We start from the raw sequence: 18,859 nt of genomic DNA, 5'->3' as shown, positions 1-18,859 counted from the left end.
GCACCAACCTAGACAAACATGCAATATGCATACAATATCGATCGAAGGAAGCGCCATGACCGTCGATGCACCGAAGCCGACCTGGCTGCCAGCCATCAGGAAGGCGGACGGACCGCTCTATATCGCCATCGCCGACGCCATCGCTGCTGATATCGCCGAAGGGCGGCTTTCAGGAGGGGCGCGACTGCCCCCCCAGCGCGCGCTTGCCGCCGCACTGGGCATCGACTTCACTACGGTAAGCCGCGCTTACAACGAGGCGCGACACCGCGGATTGGTGGAAGGCCGCGTCGGCCAGGGTACTTACGTCAAGGCGCGAAGGACGACGGGCGTGCAGCCGGCAACCGATGGCCTTGTCGACATGAGCATGAACTTGCCGCCGCTCTTCGACGATGACGCACTGACGGCGCGACTTTGGAGCGGCATAGGCAGCCTGCAGAACGAACACGGGCTTGACCTGTTGATGCGGTATCAGGCCGCGGGAGGCGCGCTGCACAATCGCGCTGTTGGAGCCAGTTGGCTGCAGCCACGGCTAGGAGAAATTCCGCCCGAGCGCGTGCTGATCTGCGCGGGAGCGCAAAGCGCGCTGCTGGCTGCGATAAGCATACTCGCAAAGCCTGGCGACGCGATCGCGTCGGAGGCCATTGCCTATCCCGGCCTGAGGGCGCTTTCAGCCCATCTCGGCATCGAACACTGTGGGATCGCCATCGACCAGAATGGCATGATACCAGAACAACTTGAGGCGCTTTGCAAAAGTAAAAAATTAAAGGCGCTTTATTGCAATCCGACACTCCACAATCCCACCACATCAACGCTTCCGCTCGAGCGCCGCAAGGCCATCATTGACGTAGCACGCCACTATGGCGTGGCGATCATCGAAGACGACGCCTATGGCGCCATACCGCTCGCAGCCCCGCCACCCTTGGCATCCCTTGCACCTGATCTCGTCTACCACATCGCCGGCCTCGCCAAGTGCCTTTCGCCAGCATTGCGGATTGCCTATCTCGTCGTTCCCGATCGCCAAAGCTCCGTTCGCGTGGAAGGCGCTATCCGCGCGACGAGCGGCATGGCTCCCCCCTTCAACGCCGCCGTTGCGACACGATGGATCGAAGACGGAACAGCAAACGAAGTCCTCCGCGCCATTCGCCAGGAGGTGACGATGCGGCAGGCCATGGTCAGTCGCTTGCTGCCGAAGGACATTATCCAGACGGACCAGGAAGGCTTTCACCTGTGGCTCCGCCTGCCGCCACCGTGGACGCGGGGCGATTTTGCAGGCCGACTGCGTGCATCGGGCATCAGCGTTGTCGCCAGCGATGCTTTCGCGATCGGTCCGGCGCCAGAGGCCGTGCGCCTCGGCCTTGGCGCAGCGCGAACGCACGACGAACTGCAGCGCAGCCTAATGACGATTGCGGATCTGCTCCAGCAAACGCCGGCCGCATCGAGCCTCGTCGTTTAAGGCATTTCGTCGCCGACTGGCGAAATTGTCGCAGTAATGTATGCATACAATAAATTGACAATGTACGGTTTTGGGCGCTTTAATCTCCGCAGGCCTGAGGCGGCACAGGACATTCGTTGACCGCACCCAGGCAACTCAGCAGGCGCACTGGCAAAGGCTGCGCCGCAGACGCCTGAAAGGAACGCATATGTCTTCGGATCACGATTGGCCGCCCATCCCTCCCATGCAAACCGGCTTACGCGGCCGTTGTCCGCGTTGCGGCCAGGGGCATTTGTTCGAAGGCTTCCTGAAGATGCGCAAGACGTGCGAGGTATGCGACCTCGACTACTCCTTCGCCGATCCCGCTGACGGGCCCGCTTTCTTCGTCATCTGCTTCGGTTGCGTGCCGAGCGTGCTGCTCGGCGTCTGGCTGGAGGTGCAATACAGTGCACCGCTCTGGATGCACCTGCTGGTGACCGGTCCGTTCATGTTACTGACGTGCATTCCGCCGCTTCGACCATTGAAAGGCTGGCTGGTCTCAAGCCAGTTCTTCTACAAGGCCGAGGAAGGAAAGCTCGTGCGCAGGCAGGTTGAGCCGCCGCTCGCTCCAACGCAATAGGCACAGATTGCCTGACGGGCATTGAACCCTAGCCGGCAGCCCTGCTGGTGGCTTCCCTATCGAACGCAGACGAGGCGCGGAACGCTCGCGCCTCGTTTCGCCTGCTGTCGCAGGGGCGGAGCAATGCGGCGTGGCCGTATCGCTAAGGTTACGGCCTAGTTCTCGGTACCGATTCTCCACCACGAAACCGCGGTGGCGGAATCCGTTGATACTGTGCGCCAGTTCCCCCCGCCCCTCAATCTCAGTTCACTGCACTGCCGGTGTTGGCTCCCCGAGCGAAAGCATCAAGCGGTTCGCCCAGTTGAAGAAAGCGGCGCCGTGGATGACGTCGGCGATCTCAAGTTCATTGAGGCCGGCTGCGGACAGGCGCTCGATATGATCGTTGCCGAATGTGGGCGGCGTCGCCGTCAGCGCCACCGACGCCGCAACGATCGCGTTCCAGCGTTCGCCGAGATCCACCCCCACACCGTCGTCGAGAAGCTTCTGTACGTCGTCGCCGCGCTTGGAATGGTGCGAGGCGAAACGTGAATGCACGGATGCGCAGAAGATGCAGCCGTTCGACCGCGATGCGACCGTCGCTGCAAGCTCGCGCTCGGCACGCGGCAGGCCCGTGCGGGTATTGTAGAAGATATCCTTGTCCGTCTTCGTCCTTGCCTCGAGAACCGCCGGATCGCGAACGAGCAGACGGAAATATGGCGACTTGGCGCGCGACGCCTCCACGAGCCCGGCAAGATGCGCCTCCGTCAGATCGTCTTCCGCCAGCGGCTCAAGCCAGGGTGTCCAGCCGATCTCGGCCTGCGTGAACGACACCGGGCGATTTTCGATCGCGGGCGTGATGATGTGGTCGGTCATGACAAACTCCTTTTGAGGCTCAGGCGGCTGCGCGCCGGACAGACGCGGCAAGCAGGCCGAGGCCGGCGATCACCCGGATCTGGAACGCGACGAATGAAACGAGCTGCGACAACGTCACGATGCCGTTTGTCGTCCAACCCGCATCGAGAAGCGCCTGCAGTGCCTTGGGGCTTGCGTCGCGCAGGTGGAAGATGAGCAGATGGGCATGTTCAAGCGCTGCGGCGAGCTTTTCGCCGAGCGCTTCCCGGCCGGCGTCCGAGACGCGGTGGATCGGACCGGATGAGTCCTCGATGCTCAGCGGACCGGCCGGGTATCGACCATAGGGGCCGACAGCGTGCGCCGCACCGATTTCGGCCTTCAGCACCTCGACCAACCAGCGGTTCTTTTCGCTTTCCTCCAGGGGACTGACGTAAAATTCGAAGATATCCGGTTGCCGGTGCAGCCCGGCAACGAAGCTGGCGATGGCCTGGCGTTCGACCAGCGAAACGTCGCCAGCATTATCGGGCTCGAAAAGCGCAAGATAGCTCTTCTGCGCCTGCTCGCGCGTCTCCGGTCGCTGGGTGCGAATACGATCAAGCGATGAGCCCGGCTTGATGCCGGCGAGCAGGTCGATGATATCGGGTGTCGATGTGGTCACTTGAAGTCTCCTTCGTTGAATTGAGCGACGCCGCTGGCGTCGAGACCGTCAGCCGACGGCTCCGAGCCGTCGGGGGGCAAATTTCTCTTCCGGTGCCCAGCCGAGCGCCGGCGCCACCTTGGTCGCGATCAGCTCTATCGAGCGCAGGATCAGCGGGTGCGGCGGATCGATGGAGTGAACCTGGAAGACGAGGTCTGTGACCCGATCGAGTGTCGTATCCGCACGCAGGCTTTCGATCACGTCATCGGGCGTCCCCACATGAACGTCGAAGGCGGAAATCAAATCGGCGAGCGAGTTGCCGGCAGGCTTCAGACCTGATCCAATCAAGCGCTCCGCGCCACGGCGCAAACCTATCTCGGCCAGGCGCAGCGCCTCGTCTCGGCTGTCAGCCACGAAGAGGCTGCGGGACCCCAGAATTTTCGGGGTGCGATCTGCCGGCAATGCCGCGAGATAGGCATCGATGATCGGGTTCTGCAGTTCGCCGAGCGAGGCAGTCGGGCGGTCCGCCAACCGAGGCTGGGTGCGCGACAGCATCAAGCCGTCCCCGGCGCGCCCTGCCCGCTCACCGCCCGCGACAGAAAACGTCGCCTGCCAGATCCGGTCGAGCAGTTGCGGAGCAGTCGGATAGAGTTGGTCGCCGCCTGCAAGGCTACGCCCGGCCCACGCGTCGAGAACGACGCGCAGGTATCGGCTGAAAATATCGCCACGCTCCGCACTCTCAAGGCCGAACGCGGTGAAGGACGACGGCGTGCCGCCGGTGCCGAAGCCGATCTCGACACGCCCGCAGGAGAGAAGGTCGAGGACCGCTGCGTCCTCGGCAACCCGGATCGGGTTTTCGAGCGGCAGGGTGATGACGCCTGTGCCAAGCCCGATGCGCGAGGTCTGTGCGGCGACATGCGCCAGGAAGACGAGCGGCGCCGGCAGGCCACCTTCGTCGGCATGGAAATGATGCTGGGCCACCCAGGCGGTATCGAAGCCGAAACGCTCTGCGGTGGCGATCTGCTCCGCCGCATAGTGGTAGCGGGCGCCTGCGGGGACGTCGTCGAGGAGACGTGTAAAGAACCCAAGGCGCTTGCGTGGCGTCGTCTTTGTCATTGTCTGTCCTGTCATTCATTCCCGCGTCGTCAGACGAGGGCTGCTCTTTTTTGTCCGGGGATGGCGTTGATGAGTTCGCGGGTGTAGTCGCTGCCGGGGCGCTCGAAGACGTCCTCGACCGCTCCTCCATCAACCTCCCGGCCGTCCTTCAGCACCGACACCGTGTCCGAGATCTGCCGCACGACCGCGAGGTCGTGGGACACGAACAGGTAGGTCAGCCCGAGATCACGCTGGAGTTCATCGAGAAGATCGAGGATGCGGGCCTGCACCGTCACATCGAGGGCCGAGACCGCTTCGTCGAGAACGACCACGTCAGGGTCGAGCACCAGTGCGCGGGCGATCGCCACGCGTTGTCGCTGGCCGCCCGAAAGCGCGTGTGGGCGGCGGTCAAGCGCCGGCTCCGGCAGGCCGACACGGCTGAGGATCGCCCGCACCTTTTCCTCGCGTGCCGGGCGGGCGAGACTGCCGAAATTCAGAAGCGGCTCGGCGACGATCTCGAAGACCGTCTGCCGCGGATCGAGCGAGCCGTACGGGTTTTGATAGACCAGCTGGATCTTGCGCCGGAACTGACGCAGCGTCTCTCCACGAAGCGTCGATAGATCGGTGCCATCGATCTCGATCCGGCCCGCAGTCGGCTTCTGAAATCCGACGATGGCCCGGATCGTCGTGGTCTTGCCGGAGCCGGACTCGCCGACGATGGCATGGGTTGTGCCTCGACGGACCCGGAAGCTCAGGTCATTGACGGCGCGAAACGATTTGCCGTTGCCATCCGTCCGAGTGAAGTCCTGCACAAGGCCATCGACAATGATAACGTCATCGCCTGATGCCAGAGGCTTTTCGCGTGCGGTCGCCGGCGCTTTGCGCGCAACGGCCGAGAACGACGGCGCGTCGGCCAGTAGCTGTCTGGCGTAGGCTGACCGCGGTGCGGCGAGCACGACCTTGGTCGCTCCCGCTTCCTGAACACGCCCGCCTTGCAGGACGACGAGCCGATCAGCGCGATCGGCGGCCACGCCGAGATCGTGAGTCACGAGCAGCACCGACGTTCCATATTCGGTGCGCAGTTCGTCGATCAGGTCGAGGATGCGCTTCTGCACCGTCACATCGAGCGCACTGGTCGGCTCATCGGCAATGATGAGTTGCGGCTTCAGCGCGACGGCAATGGCGATCAATACGCGCTGGCGCATGCCGCCGGACAGCTCGTGCGGATATTGCCGCGCCCTGAGGGCTGGTTCGCTCAAGCCCACGCGCTCCAGAAGCGAAATCACCCGCGCGTCCAAATCGCGGCCGCTGGCGGCGCCATGGATGCGCAGAATCTCACCGACCTGTGCGCCGATCGTCTTGACCGGATTGAGCGAGCTTGCCGGATCCTGCGGTATCAGGCTGATCTTGGCGCCCCTGACCGTATCGAGTTGGCGATCGGACCAGCGCGAAATGTCCGTGCCGTTGAGCCTGATGCTGCCGCCATCAATGCGTCCATTGGCATGGAGCAAGCCGATGATCGATTGCGCCGTCGTCGTCTTGCCGGATCCGGATTCGCCCACCAGCGCAACGACCTCGCCGGGATCGATCCGGAAAGAGACGTCGTGCACGACGCGGCGATGCGCAATGCCGTCATGATAGGCGATCGACAGGTTCTCGACCTCAAGCACTGGTGGGTGGGGAACACTCGACGCGCTCATGCTGCCACCTTGCCGAACGATTGGCTGACGCGGTTTGCAGCCAGAACCACGAGAACGACGATGACGCCGGGTGCAGTGGTCAACCACCAGGCCGTCGAGATGTAGTTGCGGCCTTCGGCAATCAGCAAGCCCCACTCTGGCGTCGGTGGCGGAGCGCCATAGCCCAGGAAGCCGAGCGTCGAGATCTGCAGCACCGCCGACCCGAACTGCAACGCCGCAATAGCCAGGACCGAGGTCAGGGAGTTCGGTAGCACGTGCCGCCAGAGGACCGCAGCGAACGTGCCGCCGCTGCCGAACGCTGCCTCGACATAATCGCTGCGCCGGACACGAACGACTTCAGAACGCGACAGACGGGCAAAGCGCGCAACCGAGGTCACGCCAACGGCAATGGCCGCGTTGACCGTGCCGAAACCGAGCAGGATGATGATGCTGAGTGAAAGCATGAGTGGCGGTATCGACAGCAAGACATCGATGAGGCGCATGATTGCATCGTCGATGCGGCGCCGGACCGAGCCTGCGATGACCCCGATGCTGGTGCCGACGACAAGACCGAGTGCCACGGCGACAAATGCGCCGGTCAGCGAATGCACCGCGCCATAGACGATGCGGGCATAGAGATCGCGTCCGAGCGCGTCGGTGCCAAGCAGATGGCTGGCATCCGGCCGGCGCAACTGTTCGCCGCCGACCCCTTCGAGCGGATTGTAGCTGGTGAAAAGCCACGGAGCGACGGCCCAGAGGAAGGCGATGGCGAGAACCAGCCAGGATAGGGCGAGGCCGACTGGCAACCGTCGGATGAGATGAGGGACCGAGAAGCGCCTGCCCGCCCGCTGTCCATGCCTGGACGCGATGGCGTCGTGGTGGATCGTATCGAACGTGGTCATGCCGTGGCTCCAGCTTTTGTACGAAGGCGGGGATCGAGCACAGGAAAGAGCAGATCCACGATGAGATTGATGATGACGAAGGCGAGCGCCGAGAACACAACGATCGCCTGAAGCACGGCGGCGTCCTGACTGCCGACGGCCCTTCCGGTCAGGCCGCCGATGCCGTTGAGGCCGAACACCGTCTCGGTGACGACCGCACCGGCGATAAGTTCGCCGAAGAGCACGCCGGCGATCGTCAGCGTCGGCAGCAGCGCATTCTTGGCGACGTGCCGCCACAGCACCCACTGGCGGGTCGCCCCCTTGGCGCGGGCAACGGCAACGAAGGGGCTTGTAAGCACATCGTCGATATTGCGGACGAGGACCTGGGCAAGCGGGGCGGAGATCGGCACGGCCAGCGTGATGACCGGGAGGATCAGTTCCTGCCAGGGACCGGGGTTGATGACCGGTACGAGCTTCAGCCGAAACGAAAAGATCTGGATCAGCATGATGCCGAGCCAGAAAGTCGGGATCGAGATGAAGAGCGACGGCACGGACTGCAGCGCACCCCGGATCCAGACAAAGGGCGTGAGGCTGGACACGAAAGCAATGACAGCGGCAAAGATGGCAGCCAGCAGAAAGCCAAGCGATGCAAGCTTGAGCGTCGCCGGCAGGTGAGCGGCCAACATCGTGCTGACGGGCACGCCAACCTGAACGGAATAGCCGAAATTGCCGGTGAGAAACCGCCCGATCGTCTGAATATACTGCACCCAGATGGCACTGTCGGCAGCATAGGACGCGCGGATGTCGGCGATCTGCTGCGGGTTTAGCCCAAGCTCCGGGTTCTGGAACTTGATGAGGATGGCGTCACCGGGCATGGCCTGCAGCAACACGAAGGAGATGGTGAAAGCCGCCCACAGGACGAACAACGCCTGCCCCAGCCGATTGAGCAAATATCCGGACATCAGACGTTCCTCTGCTTGGTCTCATTGCAAAGACCGGCCACGGCGAAACGCGTGGCCGGGAGGTCGACTTCAGTGTTCGGCGAGCCAGGTGCTGTAGAAGCTTGGGCGGCCGACCGCCTCAAAGGCGATGCCCTGAACGTAAGGCGCACCGGCAAAGGCTTGCGGCTCTTCGAAGATCGGGATCGCATAGGCCTGGTCGACGACGTAGTCCTGAACCTCGCCGGCAATCGCCAGGCGCTTTTCGCGATCCGGCTCCGAGGAAAGCGCCTCGAGCAGGCCGTTCAACTTGTCGTCGGCAAAACTCTGGACCTTGTCGCTCTGGCCGCCCTTCTGGCGCAGCACGTCACGGTTCTTCGGATAGTACTGGCTCTTGATCACATCGGGATCGGCACGACCGACCATGGCCGGCGATACCGGCGTCTTCAACGGATCGAGATCGTCGACGATCCGGCTGCCGCTGTCGCCTGCAAGAACGGTCAGCTTGACGCCGAGCTTGCCCCATTGCTGGGCGACGAGCTGCAAGGTTTCCTTGTTCTGCGGCTGCGGCAGGGATTCGTATGCCGTCAGCACCAGTTCCTTGCCGTCTTTCTGCCGCAGGCCGTTGGCTCCGACCGTCCAGCCGGCTTCATCCAGCAGGGCCTTCGCCTTTTCGGGATCGAAGGCGAGCTTTGCCGAGATATCGCGGTAGCCGAGGGCCGTGGAGGCGATGATTGATGTTGCCTGCGGGTAATTGGCTGAAAACAGGGTCGTGACGATTTCCTTGGCGTCGGTCGCATGCAACAGCGCCTTGCGAACCCTGACGTCTGCGACGAGCGGATTGTCGGGTCGGAAGACCACGCTGTTGTTCACGCCCCGCGTCGAGGGCGCGTAGATCTGGTAATCCTGAGCCTCGACCTGCTTTTCGTCATAGGCCTGCACCTGCCGGATAAAATCGGCCTGGCCAGCAAGCAGTGCGCCGATGCGCACGCTGTCTTCGCCGGTGATGATGTACTTGATGCCGTCGAGATAGGGCCTACCCTGATGTTCCAGCTTCGCCGGACCCCAGGCGTATTCTTCGCGCGCCTTCAAGTTCAGCTCCTTACCGATCGTTTCGCTGTCGACGACGAACGGGCCTGAACCGATGATCTTGGTAGCGTCGCCCAGTTGTTCGAATGGAAGCGCCAGCGTGCTTGCGGCGACAAGGCCGGAACCGATGACAGACGTGCCCTGCAGGAAACCCGGCGACGGCTTCTTGAAGTAGAACTTGACAGTCTGGGGATCGACGACCTCGCTGCGCTCGTAGTTGTTTATGACCTCGGAGACCGGTTGCTTCAGCTCCTTGTTGCCGAGGCCGAAAACGTCGTAGTTCTTCGCGACCGCGGCAGCATCGAGCGGCGTCCCGTCAGAGAAGGTCACACCCGAGCGAATCTTGAAGGTGTACTCGGTCGCATCGGCGTTAACGGTCCAGGATTCGGCGATCCAGGGCTCGATTTCGAGCGTCTTCGGGTTCTGGTAGGTCAGCTTGTCGGTGATCTGGTTGAGGATGCCACCGTTCGGATAAAAGCCGCCGGCCGGTGGGTAGAGATTGGTGTGGGCCTGCTGCTCGAGATAGATCAGCGTTCCACCCTTGACCGGGTCGCTCGCAAAAGCGCCGGGCAGGAACAGGCCGGAGGCGGAAATTGCCGCCAGCGTCAGCGCGAGCCGTTTCAGTTTCGTCGTCATGGGAGCCTTCCTTCAAAAATCTGAAGGCTATCGTACGAGGATGCGTCTTATTATCAACTAAATCTAGTAAATTAATATGCTATATGTTTTGCGCGAAGGGAAAGAAGCATCTCCGTGTGGGAAGCGATGGAGATATTTCTCCCGAGGCCGTCTCCCTGCCTTCTTTTGCTGGTCTCAAGCGACAAACGGATCAGGGCGCTGAATTGAAGTATCGCATCGTGCGCGAAACGCTTCACGAGCCATTGACAATTTGGCCCCTATTCATTGAAAACTTTGCCAATTCCTTCCAAGCCCGAGATTGAGATATTCATGACAAATAACAAGGTTCTTGTCGTCGGTGGCGCCGGCTATATCGGCTCGCACACCTGCCTTCAGTTGGCCTCCAAGGGGTTCGAGCCCGTGGTCTATGACAATCTGTCGAACGGTCATGAGGAGTTCGTCAAATGGGGTGTTCTGGAAAAGGGAGACATCCGCGACCGCCAACGGCTGGACGAGGTGCTGGCACGACACAAGCCGCGCGCGATCTTGCATTTCGCGGCGATGATCGAGGTTGGAGAATCCGTCAAGGATCCAGTCTCCTTCTATGACAACAACGTCATTGGAACCCTGACCCTTCTGTCGGCGGCCCTGGCGGCCGGCATCGAGGCTTTCGTGTTTTCGTCCACCTGCGCCACCTATGGTCTGCCGGAAAGCGTACCGATCGACGAACAGCATCGCCAGGCGCCGATCAACCCCTATGGCCGAACAAAGTGGGTCTGCGAGCAGGCGCTGAAGGACTACGGGCAATACAAGGGTCTGCGATCTGTCATCCTGCGCTATTTCAACGCCGCCGGTGCCGACCCTGAGGGGCGGATCGGCGAGTGGCACGAGCCTGAGACCCATGCGATCCCGCTGGCAATCGACGCGGCTCTCGGTCGCCGCGATGGCTTCAAGGTCTTCGGAACCGATTACGAAACCCGCGACGGGACCTGCGTGCGCGACTATATCCATGTGCTCGATCTCGCCGACGCCCATGTCCGCGCCGTCGAATACCTGCTTGATGGCGGCGACAGCGTCGAACTCAATCTCGGCACTGGCACCGGCACGACGGTGAAGGAACTTCTGAACGCCATTACCGAAGTCTCCGGACGCTCGTTCGGCATCGACTATGTCGATCGCCGCGAAGGCGATTCGACCACGCTCGTCGCCAACAACGACAAGGCCCGTGAAGTGCTCGGCTGGGAGCCGCAGTATGACCTGGCGGCGATTACGCGCACGGCCTGGAACTGGCATTCCCGCCGCAACCAGGGTGCCTGAGATCAGGCACCGCGACTGATCGCATCCCTGGCTTCATGGCTAGGATGCCTGGCGTACCCGGTTCAGGGGCAATCTGGAGCGGGTACGTCGCATAAGCGGACGCTCGATGAGGAGATAGGCCGCGATACCGGCAATCGTGCCGGCGGCCAACGCGCCGAGCAGCGTCAGCGCTGAATTCAGACCCACCATCGCCGCAGCCTTGACGACGACCGATATGGCAAAGGTGTGCCACAGGTAGATCGAGTAGGAGGCATCTCCGAGCAAGGTCGGCAACGCCCACTTTCGAAACCAGCCGGCGGCTTCAAGGGCGAGCGTGCCAACGACAAGCATCACCGCCAGCGGCCCCAAGATGCGTTCGTCAAACGGCAGGCGCAGGACGGCAAGGGCCGCGAACCCCAGGAATGCACAGACGACAAGCACGATGCCGAAGCGTGGCCCGGCAATCCGGCCCCGCAGCCAGAAATCGGCGACAATCATGCCAGCGACAAATTCGAGAATGACTGGACGCGTGTAGGTCAGCATCAGCGCGTTCTCCGTATCGATAGCGATCCCTGTCACCACCAACGACAGGAACAACACCGCCATCGCTGCCAGTCGGCGATGCCTCGGCAACATCAGTGAGGCGGCGAAGACGAGGTAGAAAAACATCTCGAAATTCAATGTCCAGCCTTGCACGAGCACCGGCCAGATCTCGCCGCTGCTCGGCGACCGTGCCGGGATGAACAGCAAGGATGCGACGACATGTTCGATCATCAGAACGAGGTTGGGGAAGAGGCCGGCAACTCCGCCACCGATCATCACCAGTGTGGCAAGCCAATAGATCGGCGCAATCCGGCGCAGCCGCTCTTTTAGGAACGCCATCGGCGCGACCGGGCGACGATCACTGATCACCCACATGATGAAGCCGCTGATGACGAAGAAGACATCAACGCCGGCCGCCCCGATCGCAAAATGATGGCCCGTGCGTTCGGCCGCGTGAAACAGCACCACGCCGAGTGCGGCAAGCGCGCGCAGATACTGGATGCCATGGATGGTTTTCATCAGCGTTTGCGCCATCAGAACCTCAGCTGCGGGTGGTGGCTCGCGAGCACCCTGCCCTCAGCGACGCGGCGCTCGCTGGCAACCTTCCGACCCTGCCTGATCGTCAGCTTCCCGGCTGCGAAATAGAGCAGGAAGGAGCCGACGTGATAGGGGTTCATGATGTCGATCTCGACGAACGCCCGTACGAGAAGCAGCATCGCCACGCCGAACAGAACGGACGATTCCGTGTGATGGTCATAGGTGAGCAGTCTTTTGATATGGCCGAAGACGGTCACCAGAAGCGCGGCGCAAAGGAACACGAGCCCGATCGCACCTGTCTCCACCATCGCCTCGATGAAAGTGTTGTGAAAATGGAAGCCAGATCGGGTCGCGATAAAGAACTCTTCCCACAGCCGCTCCGGTTCGGAGAAACCTTGGACCCAATAGGCCTGGTAGCCCACGCCGACGACCGGCGAGGAGAGCGCAGCCTCAATGCCCTGCTGCCAGAGATAGGTTCGACCGGTCAGCGTCGAATCCTTCCCGAAGAGGCCGAGAACGAGATCGACGCCACCACCATAGACTGCGGCAATGGCCGTAACCCCGCCCACGACGACGGCAGCGAGAAACAGCCCCTTGCGATGGCTGGGTGACAGCATGCCGACAGCGCGCATGCCGAGCCAGCAACACACGATAGCGACGGCCGTCAGGACGGATGTCGCCGATTGCGAGGCAAACAGCGAATAGGCCGATATCAGCCCCACGGCCCCCGCAATGCCGAGCCAGAGCCTGCGCTCCCTAAGCGCAACAGGCGCGATAAAGGCAAAGTAGATCCCGAGCGACGCATAGAAGCCGAGCTGATTCTTCGAGGCGAAGGCGCCGACAAAGCTATAGGTGCCGTCGAGCGGATCGAGGTGGTAGACGCCAAACAGCAACGAATAGACGAGGACGATACCGACACCCACAAGCGCACCGCGAACGAGCGTGCGGATGTCGATCGTGCGCATGGCGATCAAGGCGCACACGACGTGGGAGAGATACTGCACCCCTGTCCTTGCCGTCATCCCCGGCGCTGCCGACCAGAACACCGACAGACATGCAAAGACGGCAAAGGTGAGGATCCAGATGTATCTGCCGTAATTGCCGAGCACCTGTCGATAGTCGACGAGGACAAGCGGCAGCCACAGCGCATAATAGACGAGGATCGACGCTTGCCCGAACCGCGAGGAATAGGCAAAGACGAAGAACGAAATTGCCAGCGCAAACGTGCCGTAGGCCTGGTTTTCACCAGGAGAAACGAGGCTTGCCTTGGAAATCTTCATCGCGATCCTTCAAAGCGGTTCTCGATAATGGGGCATCAGAGAAACGCTCTATCTCTTTGTTCTCAAGCGCTTCCTGACGGTCCCGCCTCGCACTGCTCGCTGAAGCGCGCTAGCGCATCGCTACGTTGGCTTCGATCTTGATCACGTCGCCCGGCTGAACCGGCGTGTTCTCATCGGCCGCAATCTCAATCGCCTTGCCGTCCTTCTCGCGGACGATCGAATAGCTGATCACCGCCTCCGACATGTTGTCCTTGGTCTGCGCTGCCTCGGCCGATTGCAGCAGCGCTTCGGTCATGAGATCGCGACTGGTGCCGAGTTTGATCGCCAATGTGTCGAGCTCGGCCTCGGTGTTCTGCAGGTCCTGAGCAAGCTGGGCATCCCAATCGTTGCGCAGGTTGGTGTCGTCCTGCGTCGCCTTGCTGACATCCTGTTTTGCCTTCAAGGATGCTGTGTCGATATCGAGAACGGCCCCCTGCAACTCCGCCACGCGCTGCTCCAGAGCGAGCTTACGCGCGGCCAATGCCAGCCCCTTTTCGGCAAGGCCTTCGATCTTGTCCCGATCTTCGATCACCAGGTCCAATTGGCGGTTCTGGGTCTCGGACTTTTTCGCCAGCGCCTCGATTTCGTTTTCGAGCAGGGATTTGAGATCGGCCAGCGATGCCAACTGCCGCTTCTGCCTTTTGTCGCGAGAAACCATCAAGGCCGTCTCGCTTTCGAGCAGGCCGGCGACGTCAGGGGCATCCTTGAGTTCCTTCGGCAGCTCGATCTTGTCTCTGCCGGCTATCTCCGCCTGCAGGCGCGCGCGCCGGATCAGGAGCCGGTTGCGCTCGGAGACCTGCACGCTCGAATCTCCGCGGGCATTGATGTAGTCGCGGGCGAAACGTTGTCCGCTTTCCGAGCGTCTTAAGCCGCCACCCAGACTGACGGCTTTCAGCACCGTCAGGTTCGGTGCGTAAGGGTACTCGCCGGGCTTCTGAATCTCGCCTGAGAGGTACACCGGACGATATTGGGCGAGTTCGACCGAGGCCGAGGGACGGTCGCGCAGGCCGAACAGCGTCTGCATCTTGACGCCGATCGCCTCGCTCATCTCGTTCGTCGTCTTGCCCGCCGCCGGCAAGTCACCAATGAAGGGGATGGACACCATGCCGGAGGCGCCGACGGTGTATTCGCCGCTCACCACCGACCAGTCGCGCACCGCGCCTTCGGCTGTCTGCCATTCGGCAACGCGGATCTTCAACTTGTCCATGACGCCGAGATGGTACTCGTCGGCTTGGACAGGCAGCGTGCCCAACACGGTAACGGCCGCCAGCAGGGCGACCTTCAGGGAATAGGTCTTTCGAAGGGAGATTACGGATCTCCCGCTGGCAATTTGATCTGTCATTACGGTTTCCCGGTTGCGGTTCGCGCGCGCCGGCGTCCAACGACCGAGGTCGTCAGGCTCCGTGGCGCAGCGATGGTCAGTAGCTGCCGCGAGAAAAGCAGACTGCGGGGATCGTCTTGAAGACGATGGAGACGTCGCGGATCAGCGACCAGTTCTGCACATAGTGGGTGTCGAAGGCCACGCGTGTAGCGTAGGAAACGTCATTCCTACCGCTGATCTGCCAAAGGCCCGTCAGGCCCGGCCGAGTCTGCAGATAGAAGACGGCCGCTGCGTCGTAGAGTTCGAGTTCGTCCTCCACGACAGGTCGCGGGCCGACGATGCTCATTTCACCGCGGATGATGTTGATCAACTGCGGCAGTTCGTCGAGGCTGAGCTTGCGCAACACGCTGCCGACGACGGTTACGCGCGGATCGTCCTGTAGTTTGCGGGTCGCTCGCCACTCCTCGTAGGCGGCCGGATTGTTGCGGAGATAGTCCTGCAAGAGCCGATCACCGTCGGCCCGCATCGTGCGGAACTTCAGGCAGCGAAATGAGCGGCCGTTGTGGCCGATACGGCGGTGGCCGTAAAAGACGGATCCACCATCGGAAAACTTGACGAGCATCATCAAGAGCAGAAAGAGCGGACTGAGAAAGACGAGAGCCAGCGAAGCGGTAAAGACGTCGAAGCCACGCTTCGAAATTCCTCCTACCGGACGATATGCTCCCGACTCTGCGGTACTGAAAAACGGCGAATTGGCCGATCGTGTCGCAGACTTCATAGAGAAGACTCCATTTACGTTGGCGATTGGTCGGTCCCCTTGGGGCGCACTCGTATCCAAGAATGAGTGTATGGTTAGGATTTGCTTTTTAAAGGCGAAAAGATGACCACCACCCCCCGCACATCCCTCAGACGTATATCATCGATTGCGAATATGTAATATTTCCCCGACAACGAAGATCATCTATTCATGGGAGACCAAGTGTATTCCTGAAGATGCCGATGCAATTTCCGGATAGATCGAAATTACTCATGAAATAATCGACCGTACCTTGATATCAGGATGTTTGCTTTCGTCTTGCATCGGGAAATTTGCCCTCTGCGTAAATTGAAATCCGTCAAATTGGTCGGCGCATCTTGCAGTGCAGCAATCTTTTGCATTGCACGCACAAAGCCGTCACCAACCCGAAGCTTGTAACAAAAGTTGATAATGAAAGCGGATCGAACGCCAACCTCGAGACGAACGAAACAAGGCGAAACCCACAGTGGGTGGAAAACGGGACGTTCTCTCCGGTCCGTGGACAGCCGTAATTCGGCCGACACAAATCGATTCCCTCGGCCTCTCCCGAATACCAAATCAACGGAATTTGATTGGCGCCGGCCTGTTCTAAAGGCGACATAAACATTTTGGGGGCTATAGCCGCATATATTGCGTCTGCGGCTATTGCCGGTTGAACCCAGGCGTAACCGCCAATATATTGAACCTCTGTGGTGGGAAGGGCCTTGGCTCCGATGGAGATACCAACAACAGATCCGAAAGCTAGGTAGCGCGATGTTCGCACCCCGCGTCTTTGCGAGCATGATTGGCGCCTTGACGGTCTTTGCCATCGTCACCTACCTGCTGAACGGTTCGCTGACTTCGACCCTGATCCAGACCTTGATCTGCGCCGTGCTAATGCAGGTCGGCTATTTTCTGGCGGTCGTCTTCCTCGTGTGGAAGAAGGCGCGCGAACGCGACCGGCAGGCAGCCGAGAACGCACGAACAGCGACAGAAGAAAAGCAGACCGGCAAGGTCTCGACCGGGCGTTTGAACAGGCCGGGCCACTTCAATCCCTGACGCGCAAAAAGCGGCGTCCCCCTGACGCCAATGATACCATCGACAAAAAAGTCAACGTTTTGACGCGGTTACGACACGATCCCGTTGCATCTTGCGGCGAACCGGCGAAGCAACAGCGATGCCGGCCATGCCCGATGTAACGCTGGAGGCCACAATGAGCGCAGCTGCAACGATGGACGTCTGTGTCATCATCGCCGCAAAGAATGCCGCCGAAACGATTGCAAGGGCCGTCGCTTCGGCGCTCGCCGAACCCGAAACCGCCGAGATCATCGTCATCGACGACGGCTCGAGCGACGCGACCGCGTCGGCTGCCCTCTCCGCCGCAGATGACACCGGACGGTTGAACATCGTGCGCTTTGAGCGCAATCGAGGACCGGCAGCCGCACGAAATCACGCGATCGCGATCAGCCGCTCGCCTATCCTTGCCATCCTCGATGCCGACGACTTCTTTCTGCCGGGGAGGCTCGCGCAGCTTGTTGATGTGCCCGACTGGGACTTCGTTGCCGACAACATCGCCTTCATGGACGAGGCGGCTGCGGCCAGCGCAGCAGTCGACGTCGGACGGTTCCAACCGGAACCACGCCTGCTCGATCTCACCGGCTTCGTCGAGGGCAATATATCTCGCCGCGGCGTCAGGCGTGGCGAGATCGGCTTTTTGAAACCGCTGATGCGGCGTGATTTCCTGTTGACGCATCAGCTCGCCTACAACGAGGCCCTTCGTCTCGGTGAAGACTACGACCTCTACCTGCGGGCGCTCGCCAAGGGCGCGCGTTACAAGATCATCCACAGCTGCGGCTATGCGGCGATCGTGCGCGGCAACTCGCTCAGCGGCAGTCACCGCACCGAAGATCTGAGAAGGCTTTATGAGGCCGACCGTGTCATTCTCGCCGACAATCGATTAAGCGCGGAGGCGGCCGCGGTCATCCGTCGGCACGAACGCCATATCCGTGGACGCTACGAACACCGGCGGTTCCTCGACATAAAACGCGAAGGCGGCCCGATCGCCGCCATCAGCTATCTGCTCGGCAAACCGGCAGCGTTTTCGGCAGTTGCAGGTGGAATTTTTGCCGACAAGACCGAGCGTATGAGGACGAGCAAGTCCGAGACGCTTGCCGAAGCCGGCCACTCAGGACAGTTGCGCTATCTGCTGCCGGCCTCGGCCGAGTTGAGCTAACGTTGCTGGAACGGCGCCCGCTTCGGGCGCCGTTTCTGTTTTCCTTAGAGATAGTCGCGACGAACGGTGTCGAGAACCTCGCGGAAGCGCGTCTTGCGTTCGGCAAGCACCCGGTCTTCGCTCAGCTGCGGCGCGACTCTGCTCGCCTGCCACAAGGCCAACGTCGATGGCGCGGCTAGAAACTGCTTGGCGGCACCGCGCAGGAAAGTCTGCCTCGGCGGCGCCGCATCGACGACCAGACCACCGTCGATCTGCCGCCGGTTCGGGTCTTCAGCGTCGGTTTCAGCGACATCGAAACCCACGCCCCAGAACTTTGTGCCCTTGATCATCGCTTCGGCGCGGCTCGACACCGGAACATGGCGAGGGCGATAGGTGACCCCAACCGTCTGCGCCCAGTCGTTCCACTTGAAGCTGTTGATGCTGTCCGATGTCGAGACAGCCACCCAGGGAACCCGAAAAGCATCGGCCAAGATTGCACCGTGCATCGATTCCGCCACGATCAACTCTGACTGGGCGATCTCCCTGATGACGGCTCCTGCCTCGCCGCGCGGGTCGATATAGTGCAGGCCGACCGTGCCGCAGGTCGTCGGCCACATGCCGGCGATAGCACTCTCCCAATGCGGCACGAAGCTGCGCTTGTGGATCTTCGGCAGGTTTCGGAACTCGGGCATCTCGGCAACCATCACGGCCGGGTCGATGATGCCGCGCTCAGGCGCGATACCGACCTTTTCGGCGGTCAGCGGACCGCGCACACAGCGCACGTCCCACTCCGCCTTGTCGCGCATATCCGGCAGCGTGCCATAGCCGAAGCCGCTGCCGAGCACGAGTTTTCGCATACCGTCGGGCAATAACGCTCGGTTGAGCACCGTACCGACGCCGACGAGCAGGATGTCGTCATGGCTGTCGCGGAAACCAGGCAAGAGGAAATCCCAGAGCCAAAGATTGAGGTCGTCTCCGAAATTTCCGTGATGTGATTCCCAATAATAGGGCTTCATAAGCGGTCCCTTCTCTCAAATGAA

17 protein-coding genes are annotated in these 18,859 nt (G+C 61.3%); 5 read left to right on the top strand and 12 right to left on the bottom strand.

The genetic code is table 11. The features are described 5' to 3' along the window. Window positions 1-55: 55 nt before the first annotated feature. Both HT585_RS29375 and HT585_RS29370 read left to right on the top strand, forming a co-directional pair. Window positions 56-1,453: an aminotransferase-like domain-containing protein gene (locus HT585_RS29375; RefSeq protein WP_176356325.1), complete on the top strand. Its 1,398-nt coding sequence runs from the start codon at window positions 56-58 to the stop codon at window positions 1,451-1,453. A 187-nt stretch (window positions 1,454-1,640) separates the two neighbouring features. After that, complete coding sequence (locus HT585_RS29370) at window positions 1,641-2,051, top strand: DUF983 domain-containing protein (protein WP_176356324.1); 411 nt, start codon at window positions 1,641-1,643, stop codon at window positions 2,049-2,051. A 246-nt stretch (window positions 2,052-2,297) separates the two neighbouring features. Here HT585_RS29370 and HT585_RS29365 read toward each other — a convergent pair whose 3' ends face one another. From HT585_RS29365 to HT585_RS29335, 7 genes are all read right to left on the bottom strand, one after another. Next, window positions 2,298-2,903: an alkylhydroperoxidase domain protein gene (locus tag HT585_RS29365; RefSeq protein ID WP_176356323.1), complete on the bottom strand. Its 606-nt coding sequence runs from the start codon at window positions 2,901-2,903 to the stop codon at window positions 2,298-2,300. 19 nt (window positions 2,904-2,922) lie between these two features. Beyond that, window positions 2,923-3,540, bottom strand: coding sequence for a CMD domain protein (locus tag HT585_RS29360; RefSeq protein ID WP_176356322.1), 618 nt, complete (start codon window positions 3,538-3,540; stop codon window positions 2,923-2,925). A 48-nt stretch (window positions 3,541-3,588) separates the two neighbouring features. Then, window positions 3,589-4,635 carry a putative FMN-dependent luciferase-like monooxygenase gene (locus HT585_RS29355; RefSeq protein WP_176356321.1) on the bottom strand — a complete coding sequence of 349 codons (1,047 nt, stop codon included), beginning with the start codon at window positions 4,633-4,635 and terminating at the stop codon, window positions 3,589-3,591. A gap of 29 nt (window positions 4,636-4,664) precedes the next feature. Beyond that, complete coding sequence (locus HT585_RS29350) at window positions 4,665-6,314, bottom strand: dipeptide ABC transporter ATP-binding protein (RefSeq protein ID WP_176356320.1); 1,650 nt, start codon at window positions 6,312-6,314, stop codon at window positions 4,665-4,667. Beyond that, entirely contained in the window at window positions 6,311-7,195 is an 885-nt protein-coding gene (locus tag HT585_RS29345; RefSeq protein WP_176356319.1) for an ABC transporter permease, read from the bottom strand. Before HT585_RS29345 ends, HT585_RS29350 begins: the two co-directional genes overlap by 4 nt. Next, on the bottom strand, window positions 7,192-8,136 hold the full coding sequence (locus HT585_RS29340) for an ABC transporter permease (RefSeq protein WP_176356318.1): 945 nt from the start codon (window positions 8,134-8,136) through the stop codon (window positions 7,192-7,194). Before HT585_RS29340 ends, HT585_RS29345 begins: the two co-directional genes overlap by 4 nt. A 69-nt stretch (window positions 8,137-8,205) precedes the next feature. After that, entirely contained in the window at window positions 8,206-9,837 is a 1,632-nt protein-coding gene (locus HT585_RS29335; protein WP_176356317.1) for a TIGR04028 family ABC transporter substrate-binding protein, read from the bottom strand. Between the two features lie 309 nt (window positions 9,838-10,146). Here HT585_RS29335 and galE point away from each other — a divergent pair, with 309 nt between their 5' ends. Beyond that, window positions 10,147-11,133, top strand: a complete 987-nt coding sequence (galE, locus tag HT585_RS29330) for a UDP-glucose 4-epimerase GalE (RefSeq protein ID WP_176356316.1) — start codon at window positions 10,147-10,149, stop codon at window positions 11,131-11,133. 39 nt (window positions 11,134-11,172) lie between these two features. Here galE and HT585_RS29325 read toward each other — a convergent pair whose 3' ends face one another. The 4 genes from HT585_RS29325 to HT585_RS29310 all read right to left on the bottom strand — a co-directional run bounded on the left by HT585_RS29325 (window position 11,173) and on the right by HT585_RS29310 (window position 15,610). Next, window positions 11,173-12,174: an acyltransferase family protein gene (locus tag HT585_RS29325; RefSeq protein WP_176356315.1), complete on the bottom strand. Its 1,002-nt coding sequence runs from the start codon at window positions 12,172-12,174 to the stop codon at window positions 11,173-11,175. A gap of 14 nt (window positions 12,175-12,188) precedes the next feature. Beyond that, window positions 12,189-13,472, bottom strand: a complete 1,284-nt coding sequence (locus HT585_RS29320; protein ID WP_176356314.1) for an O-antigen ligase family protein — start codon at window positions 13,470-13,472, stop codon at window positions 12,189-12,191. 109 nt (window positions 13,473-13,581) lie between these two features. Further along, entirely contained in the window at window positions 13,582-14,853 is a 1,272-nt protein-coding gene (locus tag HT585_RS29315) for a polysaccharide biosynthesis/export family protein (RefSeq protein WP_176356313.1), read from the bottom strand. Window positions 14,854-14,929: 76 nt separating this feature from the next. After that, the gene (locus HT585_RS29310) at window positions 14,930-15,610 is read right to left on the bottom strand and encodes a sugar transferase (protein ID WP_176356312.1); all 681 of its coding nucleotides are present in this window, start codon (window positions 15,608-15,610) and stop codon (window positions 14,930-14,932) included. Between the two features lie 771 nt (window positions 15,611-16,381). Here HT585_RS29310 and HT585_RS29305 point away from each other — a divergent pair. Next, window positions 16,382-16,666 carry an exopolysaccharide production repressor protein gene (locus HT585_RS29305; protein ID WP_173422170.1) on the top strand — a complete coding sequence of 95 codons (285 nt, stop codon included), beginning with the start codon at window positions 16,382-16,384 and terminating at the stop codon, window positions 16,664-16,666. 154 nt (window positions 16,667-16,820) lie between these two features. Further along, on the top strand, window positions 16,821-17,840 hold the full coding sequence (locus HT585_RS29300) for a glycosyltransferase family 2 protein (protein WP_176356311.1): 1,020 nt from the start codon (window positions 16,821-16,823) through the stop codon (window positions 17,838-17,840). A gap of 44 nt (window positions 17,841-17,884) precedes the next feature. Here the strand turns inward: HT585_RS29300 and HT585_RS29295 are convergent, their stop codons facing one another. Continuing rightward, on the bottom strand, window positions 17,885-18,835 hold the full coding sequence (locus HT585_RS29295) for a polysaccharide pyruvyl transferase family protein (protein WP_176356310.1): 951 nt from the start codon (window positions 18,833-18,835) through the stop codon (window positions 17,885-17,887). Window positions 18,836-18,859: the final 24 nt, after the last annotated feature.

Origin of the sequence: Ensifer oleiphilus (assembly GCF_013371465.1) — a bacterium.
Taxonomy (GTDB): domain Bacteria; phylum Pseudomonadota; class Alphaproteobacteria; order Rhizobiales; family Rhizobiaceae; genus Ensifer; species Ensifer oleiphilus.
This window is presented reverse-complemented; position numbering and strand designations above follow the sequence as displayed.